At 47.2% G+C, this 10,000-nt stretch carries 7 protein-coding genes; 5 read left to right on the top strand and 2 right to left on the bottom strand.

Features of this window, described 5'->3' with window-relative positions; genetic code table 11:
- Positions 1 to 889: FAD-dependent oxidoreductase (locus tag LDL40_RS09015; protein ID WP_300994971.1), on the bottom strand; the 889-nt coding region annotated here is incomplete at its 3' end.
- A gap of 142 nt (positions 890 to 1,031) precedes the next feature.
- Here LDL40_RS09015 and LDL40_RS09020 point away from each other — a divergent pair.
- The 5 genes from LDL40_RS09020 (at position 1,032) to LDL40_RS09040 (ending at position 7,023) form a co-directional block, all read left to right on the top strand.
- Positions 1,032 to 1,676, top strand: coding sequence for a peroxiredoxin-like family protein (locus LDL40_RS09020; protein WP_300994972.1), 645 nt, complete (start codon positions 1,032 to 1,034; stop codon positions 1,674 to 1,676).
- A gap of 243 nt (positions 1,677 to 1,919) precedes the next feature.
- On the top strand, positions 1,920 to 2,810 hold the full coding sequence (gene aguB / locus LDL40_RS09025; protein WP_300994973.1) for an N-carbamoylputrescine amidase: 891 nt from the start codon (positions 1,920 to 1,922) through the stop codon (positions 2,808 to 2,810).
- Position 2,811: 1 nt separating this feature from the next.
- A complete protein-coding gene (gene aguA / locus LDL40_RS09030) occupies positions 2,812 to 3,918 on the top strand; it encodes an agmatine deiminase (protein WP_300994974.1) in 1,107 nt (368 codons plus the stop codon).
- A gap of 255 nt (positions 3,919 to 4,173) precedes the next feature.
- Positions 4,174 to 6,462 (top strand): S8 family serine peptidase, encoded by a 2,289-nt coding sequence (locus LDL40_RS09035; RefSeq protein WP_300994975.1) that lies wholly within the window; start codon positions 4,174 to 4,176, stop codon positions 6,460 to 6,462.
- 18 nt (positions 6,463 to 6,480) lie between these two features.
- Complete coding sequence (locus LDL40_RS09040; RefSeq protein WP_300994976.1) at positions 6,481 to 7,023, top strand: hypothetical protein; 543 nt, start codon at positions 6,481 to 6,483, stop codon at positions 7,021 to 7,023.
- Between the two features lie 119 nt (positions 7,024 to 7,142).
- Here the strand turns inward: LDL40_RS09040 and LDL40_RS09045 are convergent.
- Positions 7,143 to 10,000 (bottom strand): S8 family serine peptidase (locus tag LDL40_RS09045; protein ID WP_300994977.1); only part of this gene is annotated, 2,858 nt, incomplete at its 5' end.

The raw sequence follows: 10,000 nt of genomic DNA on the forward strand, positions 1-10,000 counted from the left end.
AATTGACGCCCTGACCCGCCAGCGGATTGATACTATGAGCCGCATCCCCGACCAGCACCAGCCGTCCTTTGACATAGTCCTTTGCATGTACCCTGGCTAACGGAAAACTGGCCACTTGTTCCACGGTAATTTTGCCCAGTTTTGCCGGAAAAGCCTGCTGTATTTGTTCCGCCAAAGCGGTTTTAGCTAAGGCCGCCAGTTGTTTCACTTTATGGTGATGGTCATACCAAACCAAAGAGCCCTGCTTGCCCGGCAAAGGCAAAAAAGCCCGTGGGCCTGATTCGTTAAACTGCTGCCAGGTGATGTCCTGTTGTTCGTACTCTGTATTGACTGTGACCACTAAACAGCTTTGCTGATACTGCCAGCCCGACACGCCAATTTGTGCTAACTGACGCAGCTGCGACTGACCTCCATCTGCCGCTATCACCAGTTTAGCGCTCAGCTCACCAAACTCTGCTGTGCTGACACTGGCATAGTCAGCCTGCTGCGCAAATCCAGTTACAGTGGCTGGGCAAAACAGTTGCAAGTTGGCAGGAAAATTAGCCCAAAGCGCCTGCTGAATAAGGTTGTTTTCGATGATATGGCCCAGATGAGTCAGCGCCACTTCATCGGCATGAAAAGTCAGTCCGGCCTGATCAGCTTCAAACGCCTGTAATCTTTTATAAGGGCATAAACGCCATTGCTGCAATAAAGACCAGGCGCCTAAGTCAGTCAGCCACTGTTCGCTGCGTCTGTTAATAGCGGATACACGAAGGTCAACGGTACTTTCTGGGTTATAAGCTGAGACAGACTGCTTTTCAATTAAGCCCACTTCTAAACCAGCACGGCTTAACTTCAGCGCCACTGAAGCGCCCACCATACCACCACCTACAATTAATATATCCAGCACAAGCACCTCCCACTAACATCAAGGCATTCTACCCTGATTTTTGGCTTTTTCTTTGCGCTAAATCAGCAATTATTCTCAGTAGACTGAAAGATTAGCTGCACTGATCCGGTATCTAATTCAAACCACTTAAGGAAAAACCAACATGAATATCAAGCCATTACTGTTACTCACTCTAGCACTGTTCAGCGCATCTTTGTTTGCTGAACCTCGAATTGCCCAAAGCCCTGAAGATATTAAGCCGCTGTTAAATGGCATGTCGGCCCCTCTGGTCAGCGTACAGGATTCCGAAGGCAAAGCTGTTGAGCTTGGCGCGGTACTGAAACAACAAGACACTGTGCTGGTGTTTTACCGCGGCGGCTGGTGCCCTTATTGCAACCTGCAACTGGCAGCTTTGCGTGAAATAGAACCCAAGCTTAAAGCTTTAGGTTATCAGTTGATTGCAGTGACACCGGACAGCCCTGCTGCTATTCAGGCCAGTTTAAAAGACACTAAAGGCGCAGCTATTACTTATACCTTGTTATCCGACAGTCAGTTCAAATTAAGTTCAGCTTTTGGGGTCGCTTATTATCTGGATGAAAAAACCAGCGCGACTTATTTAAATACCTACAAACTGAATCTGAATAAAGAACAAAGCACTGGTAAGGTGGTTCTGCCCGTGCCAGCTGTCTATATCCTGAATAAAGAGGGTTTAGTGCAATACAGCTACCAGCATATTAATTACAAAGTCCGCTTACAGCCTGAGCTGTTGTTGCTGGCGGCTCGTTTAGCAAAAGAGCCAAACGAATAAAATTCACTAAAAACCCAATATTTTTGCATATCCACCCATAGTTAATTCAGGGCAGTCACAACTGCCCTGAAACACCACCCCAATAGGGTAAAACTCATTGACGACAGCGCAAAAATACGGCATTTTGCGCGCCCTTGCAGACTTGGCTTTTGATTGCCCTTGCGCATAAAACTGACTAGAGTAGCTGCATCTTTAAATCCAAATTCTGTTTTGAATTGTAACCCTGGCTTGAGGAGACTTTGCATGCGTAAGGTAACTGTGGCCGCCACCCAAATGATTGGTGGCTGGAATGTAGAAGAAAATATTGCCCGTGGCGAACGCTTAGTCCGTGATGCTGCAGCTCAAGGCGCCCAGATCATCCTGCTACAGGAACTGTTTGAGCGTAACTACTTCTGCCAGAAACAAAAGTATGAATATTTAGAGTTCGCGACTACTGTCGAAGACAACGCGGCTATTAAACATTTCAGCAAAATTGCCAAAGAGCTGAAGGTGGTTCTGCCGATCAGCTTTTATGAAAAAGCCGGTAACTGCTTCTACAACACTGTGGCTGTGATTGACGCTGACGGCAGCAACTTAGGTTTATACCGCAAGAGCCATATTCCTGATGGCCCGGGTTACAGCGAAAAGTTCTACTTCACTCCTGGTGATACCGGCTTTAAAGTCTGGGATACAGCTTATGCCAAAATAGGTATAGGTATTTGTTGGGATCAGTGGTTCCCTGAATGTGCCCGCAGCATGGCATTAATGGGCGCAGAACTGCTGTTCTACCCAACAGCTATTGGCACTGAACCTCATGATGAAACAGTGAATTCACGTGAACACTGGCAACGCACGCAGCAGGGTCATGCCGCTGCGAACCTGGTGCCGCTGATCGCTTCCAACCGTATTGGTCGTGAAACCGAAGACGATTACGCTATCACCTTCTACGGCAGCTCTTTTATTGCCAACGAGTTTGGTGCCAAAGTTGAAGAAGCCGACGAAGTCAGTGAAGCCGTATTAGTTCACACCTTCGATTTAGACGAAACCGCGAAAAACCGTCGTAACTGGGGCGTCTATCGTGACCGTCGTATCGACTTATATGGCGCACTGTTAACCAAAGACGGCAAAACCATTCCAACCGAAGGTAACAACTAAGATGGCTGTTACTCTTACTAGCACGCCTCGTGCCGATGGCTTTTTTATGCCAGCCGAATGGGCCACGCATAAACAAACCTGGATGGTATGGCCAGAGCGCACTGACAACTGGCGCTTAGGTGCCAAACCAGCACAGCAGGCCTTTTGTGCTGTGATTCGTGCCATAGCCCGGTTTGAGCCTGTGACTGTATTGGCTTCTGCCGCTCAGTTTGCCAATGCTCAGGCGCAGTTGAGTTTAGAACCAACCACTCACCCAATACGGGTGGTTGAAACTTCAACTGACGACGCCTGGTGCCGTGACACTGGCCCTACTTTTGTCACCAATGGCAAAGAAGTACGCGCAGTCGACTGGACCTTTAATGCCTGGGGTGGTTTAAACGGCGGTTTGTATTTCCCGTGGCAAAGGGATGATCAGGTCGCGCAAAAGATAGCCAATATCGAAGGCACGCCACGTTACCGCACTGAAGGTTTTGTGCTCGAAGGCGGCGCTATTCATGTCGATGGCGAAGGCACTTTGCTGACCACTGAAGAGTGTTTGCTGAATAAAAACCGTAACCCGGATTTATCCCGTGAACAAATCGAGCAGATGCTGTCAGATTACCTGAGTATCGATAAAGTCATTTGGCTGAAAGAAGGCATTTTTAACGACGAAACCGATGGTCACGTCGATAATATGTGCTGTTTTGTTGGCCCGGCCGAAGTGCTGCTGGCCTGGACAGACGATAAAAATGATCCACAGTACGAACGTTCACGCGCTGCTTTAGAGGTGCTGGAAAACAGTACGGACGCCAAAGGCCGTAAGTTCACAGTGCACAAGCTGCCTGTGCCCGCGCCTATGCTGGCCAAAGCAGACGAATACGCTACTGTAGATTTAACAGGCGCTGCGGTGCCCCGTGAATCAGAAGCCCGTTTAGCCGGATCTTACATCAACTTCTATTTATGCAATGGTGGTTTGGTGTTACCGGTATTTGACGATGCCAATGATCAGGTGGCAATCGATATCTTATCGAAAGTCTTTCCAAAGCATCAGGTCGTGACAGTACCTGGTCGGGAGATTTTATTAGGTGGCGGTAACGTGCACTGTATTACTCAGCAACAGCCTGCCTAAAAAGTTAACATTTGATCATAAAAACGGAGCCCTGTGCTCCGTTTTTTTTTGCTTTAGACACTGAAAATGATCAATATCAAGCAAAACATTCAATTAAATCCAAAAATATTGCAACAATAAAAAACATAAATGATTCTCTGGAGTTTCATTTTATTAACATGTTAGGATGAAATGGAGGCTAGTTATAAAAACGCGCATTTTATAACCAAAAAGCTCATAACAAAAACTGAATCATATGGAACAGAGAACAACACAATGTCAAAGCTAAAACAGTCTGCTTTATCCGTTGCTGTGCTGGTTGCTCTTGCAGCCTGCGGTGGTGACGGAGCTAAAAATATTGCTCCGCAAGCAACCAATGTATCCTTAACAAATATCGAGGCAAAAGAATGGGTGCCTGTATCAGGTTCCTTCGCTGCAACAGATGCCAATAAAGACCCCTTAACTCTGACAGCTATCTCAGAAAATGGCGCTACAGTGACAGCCTCAGGTGGCGTATACAAACTAAGTAAAGGCAACCTGGTCGTTACAGGACTGAACTTTGTATTTATCCCAACAGCCCCTGGTCAGCAGTTGTTTTCTTACACTGTATCTGATGGCAACGAATCAGCAACAGCTACAGTGACACTCGCCAGTGCAGGCACTGATCCTTTGGCTTACCAGCAATGGCATTTAAAAAATACAGGTCAAAAAGCTTACTCAATGAGTGACTCTTTGTATCAGACTTATATCACTTTGCTCATTGAGCTTGCAGGCATCTCTGAAGCCCAGGCGACAGCTATAGTTGAGTCACTGAAAAACCCTGAAATACTAGTAGCTGGTGAGGATATGAACGTTCCTGCTGCTTATGCCGCAGGCTCTACTGGTGCCAATACCATAGCTGTTGTGGTTGATTCAGGTCTGGAAATTAATCACGAAGATTTGCAGGCCAATGTACTGGCCAACCGCTCTATCAACTTTGTAGCAGATGCTTCTGATCCGACTAATCCAACCAGCAACTCAGCCTTTGGCGATCACGGCACCAGCGTGGCGGGACTCATTGCTGCGGTGGGCTGGAACGGTCTTGGTGGTCGTGGTGTTGCGCCTGACGCCAAGTTAATTGGCATGAACTACCTGAAAGAACAAAGTAACCTGGCTTTTACCTTAAGTCATGGTGCTCCAGGCAGTGGTATCACCTCAACTGAACCTGTAGCCGTTTTTAACCGCAGTTATGGCATTACTATTCCTGCTGCTATTGCTTACTCTGAATTTGATGAAGCAGTACAACAGTTTAGCGCCACCGAACTGCGTTCAGGTTTAGGTGCGGTCAATATGAAATCCAGCGGCAATAGTTTCCGGGATGGTCGTGCCGACTATGATTCAGATTTATGTGAGGTCAACGGCGCTAATGATTTGGGCCTGACCTGTTACAACGGTAACTTTGAACCTTCACAGGCAACGCCCTACTATTTCAGTGTTGGTGCTGTGAATAGCGATGGTAAACACACCAGCTACTCGACGGCAGGTTCGAACCTGCTGGTGTCGGCTCCTGCTGGCGAATATGGTGATCTGGCTCCGGCTATGGTCACTACAGACCAGATGACCTGCTTACGCGGTTACAGCAGCTTTGCTTCTGTAGAAGACTACGATAGCGTCTATTTCCCGGGCTTTTTTGCTGGTTTTTTCCCATTTAATAACCCGGGTCATCCGGAAAACGCCAGCTGTAACTATACCTCGACCTTTAATGGTACTTCATCGGCAGCACCAAATGCTTCAGGCGTAGTGGCGCTGATAGCTTCAGCCAATCCTGCCTTAAGTTACCGTGACATCCGCCATATTCTGGTTTCAACCAGTACTATGGTCGATAAAACGAATGCTCCTGTCGCACTGGAATTAGCAGATGGCGAATTTCAGGCTCATCAGGGCTGGGTAAAAAATGCCGCTGGTTTTAATTTCAATAACTACTATGGTTTTGGTCGTGTCGATGCAGGTGCTGCAGTGACTATGGCGAAAAATTACAAAACCAACTTAGGTGACGCGGTGGTCGCAGATTGGACTGGTGTAGGCACTTATGCCGAAACTCCGGCTTCTTTGGCTTTACCTGTGCCAGACAACAGTGTCGCTGGTGCAACTGTGTCTATAGAAGTAGATGATGCTCTGGTTCTGGAAGGTGCTCAGTTGAAGTTCTCTATCGCTAACCCGGAAATGGCTTATGGTTTTGACACTGTCGATGGCCGCTTCCAGACCACAGCTGGTATCGATTTAGCTATTGAAGTAACCTCTCCGTCCGGTACTAAAAGCGTATTATTATCCTCAAAACAAGCCCTGATCTACCCGGCTTTGGCCGAGGACTTTTCTGAAAATCCAGGTTATATACTGCACAACTCAGTATTCTTAACCAACGCTTTTTATGGCGAAAACGCAAAGGGTACCTGGACTATTAAGGTGTTGGATGCAGGTGCTTCAAACTATGCTTCGACTGGTGGTTTGTTAGGTGTTGACGGTTATGTCAACAATACTGCACCTTCTGTTGTCGAAGGTGTAGCTATCCGCGTATTTGGCCGTTAATAAAGGAAGTGCAGAGTTATGAAAATTAAATTAGCCATAGCCGCCCTGGCCGCTATCGGAACTATGACGTCAGTTCAGGCAACAGAATTAAACCCTGAGTTGAAAAAATTAGCCCCAGTCAAAACTGAAACGAAAAAACACCAACTGGACGAAAAAGCAGACTTTGGTGTTTATAAATTACAACCCGATCTTGTATTAGTGCCGTCCAGCCTGGCAGGTAATAACAACCAGGGTTTAGTGAATGGCCGTGCCATAGTACAACAGGCTAAAGTCAGCACAGACGGCGCAGTTAAAACAGATTCTGTGGTTAAAAACCTGCTGACTGGCGAAATGGGTATAGTGACAGGTCGCATTTCTATACTGGCCAAGGATCAGGCGTCGCTGCAACAACTGCAGCAACAGTTTGGCCTGGGTTTGGTGAAAGCCGTCAGCAAACAGATAGCCATAGTTCAGGCACCTGCAGGCGCCAATTTATCTGAGCTGATTCAATCTATACGCGCATCAGGCCTGGTCAGAGAAGCCAGACTGGACGTAGTCGAAACACTAAACCAACCTCATTAAGCAGTTTAGTTGATACAAAGCCCGCCTAAAGCGGGCTTTTTTGTTCTATATCTTTGCGCCTTTCTATTCAAGCTAAAAAAAACCGCCTGTTAAGGCGGTTTTTTTAGGCTGAACTGTTATTAGCTACGACGACGGCGTAACCAAGCCATTGGTAATAACAACAAGGATAACCAGCCTAAGCTACCGCTTGACCCCTTAGCATTAGTGACATTCAATGTGACATTAACAGGAGCCGAAGTTGCCTGACCGTCAGAGGCTGTAACTCTGAACACTACTGCCTGATCTGATTCAACTGCAGGAGCCTTCAGAGTCACTGAGGCTGTGGTTGCATTTATAGCTACTGCAGGGCCTGAGACGTGGCTCCAGCTATAAGTTAATGCATCACCATCTATATCTGAACCCGTGACAGATAAAGTTGCACTTTGACCTTCTTCTACTGTAACAGCAGCACCAGCGGCTAAAGTTGGCGCATCATTGACCGCTGTCACCGTGACCGCTACTTTAGCTGGCAAAGTTTTAGCTCCAGATTGGTCTTCCGCCTGATAGGTGAAACTGTCAGTGCCGTTGAAGTTTGCTTTTGGTGTGTAAACAAATTTGCCATCAGCCACAGTTACAGAACCATTAACAGGAGCCACTACCACAGCAGGTTTAGTCAAAGCACCATCAGCTTTTACAGTCAGCTTATTGAAAGAGTCCAGTGTCTTACCTGCATTGGTCACTTTGGCCTGAACCACTTTCTCAAAGGAGGTCGCATCATTTGCCAGCACATCCACAGCTGCACTGACCGTATCTTCAGCCACAGTCACAGTATCATCTTCACCTAAAGCCAGCTCGCCCGTATTTTCCACAGCATAGCTCATGGTTAACTTACCACCGGCCACCACATTCAGATTCAAGGATTGAGCAGACACTGGGGCTGTACCTGTACCATTAAAATACTGGCTGGCACCTAAAGTCCCTGCAGCATCTTCAGCACCTACTGTGACGTTCGAAGGCATGGCTCCCATATCGAGGTAATTGAAGAAGATATTTTCAGGCGCATTTAAAGCCATCCACACCTGGAAGCTGTATTCGTTACCTGACGCATCATCATAAATACGCACTTTATTCCATTCAACTACCAGATAGTCAACGCCACTCAGGGTCAGGACGGCGTAATACATATTACCACCGCCTGTGCTACCGCCAGCTAAATCCATGTCTGCCCAGAACGGAGCAACCAGATTGTTTGGCGTGATAGTACTGGGCAATTGTTGGTTCGCAAACGAAGGAGCAGGTGTGGTAGCGGTATTAGAGAAAGTAATAATACCGTTATCCGACAGATAAACCCTGTTGTAGGTCTGGCCATTAAAAGTCACAGGTAAACCTGCGCCCCCTAAATTCAGACCGGAGTAAAACTCATCACAGTCACCAGTACAGGCAACCCGGGTTCCGCCATTAGTTGCAAGTTCAAAATCTATCGCCGCATCTGTGCTAAAACGCATAGAAGGTGTATTTAATGTACCTGACCATGACACTACCCCAGAGTCTGAATTTGCATCAAACAAGAACTGATTTCCTCCAGACACTTCCGCATCACCACTGGATTCAACCAGTTTGGTACCAGCGGGTAACTTGGAGACAACAGAAATTTGACCGGAGAATGCCTTATTGTTCAGAGTGGTGGATACCAAAGCTGGTTCTGCTGGCGATAGCTCTCCTACAGCGACAGTAGACAACAACGAACTGTCAGAGGATGTAGCCACACGCACCGCAACAGGCATAGTAGCAGTTGGAATGGACGCATCACTTGGAGTCCACAGCACCTGACCGAAGCTCCAGTTGTCCAGTGTCGCAAAGGCACCATTTAACTTCAGACTGAACTCAGCCGAATCACCTGCTGTTCCGTAAGGTTTTAAGGTCACTGAGCTATGGCTAAACTCCCCCGTCATTGCCGCATCTGTTAAAGACAGAGAAGGTGTCCAGGTCACCTCCTTATTAGTCATGTTCCTGATAGTTCTGGTAAAAGTACACTCAGCGACACAAGGATCCTGGGCAAAAGAAGGTTTATCAAAAGTCACACCTGCTTTAGTAGCCCGCTCTAAATCCAAACGACCCGCGCCTAAATCAAAAGGCGTCGTCGCTGTCACTGAGTCTTCTTTTTTCAGGCCATTCACAGCAGTTGATGTCAAAGCAGTTTTAATTTCAACCGGAGTCCAGCTTGGATAAAGCTGTTTCATTAACGCAGCAGCACCGGCAACATGTGGTGACGCCATAGAAGTGCCGCTATTTAACTGGAAAGTACGTGAATCAGCAAAAGCGTCAGGTGAAGTTGCAGATAAAATATTGCTACCCGGAGCGCCAATGTCTGGTTTCAGGAAATTACTATTACCGTTAGGACCGCGGGAGGAGAAATCACTCATGATGTCTGCGAACTGAGCAGAAAACACTTTATCCGCTTTGATGCCGATAGTGACTGCTGTATTACCTGCAGTTGCCAACTTAGCACCGTCAGCCTTACTGATCATGACAGCCGGAATAGTCACACCCGGATTCGACATAACACTAGGTTCGCCATCATTATTCTGAATCACTATCACAGCCACTGCACCAGCCGCGGCCGCATTGTTTATTTTGTCGCTGAAATTACAGCTACCGCGTGAAATAACTGCAATTTTGTCTTTAAACGTATCAGCAGGATAAGCCAGACAACCTAAGGCATTATCAGGAGCTACCACCGAAGCCAGCACTACAGGTGCTGATACATCAGAGTCCAGATCTTGTACAGTACTGGCAAATGCTGAACCGGCAACCGCAAGGAAATCAGCACCTGCTAAACTGACTTTGTTCGCAAAATAACGACCATGTGTTGTACTGGCCACAGTGATACCTGTTTCAATACAAGCTGGACAACCAATAGTTTTGGCTGTTGGGCCATCATTACCCGCTGCTGTTACTATAACTACTCCAGCAGCTTCGGCCGCTGCAAAAGATGCCT

Origin of the sequence: Rheinheimera sp. (assembly GCF_020217005.1) — a bacterium.
Lineage (GTDB): Bacteria > Pseudomonadota > Gammaproteobacteria > Enterobacterales > Alteromonadaceae > Pararheinheimera.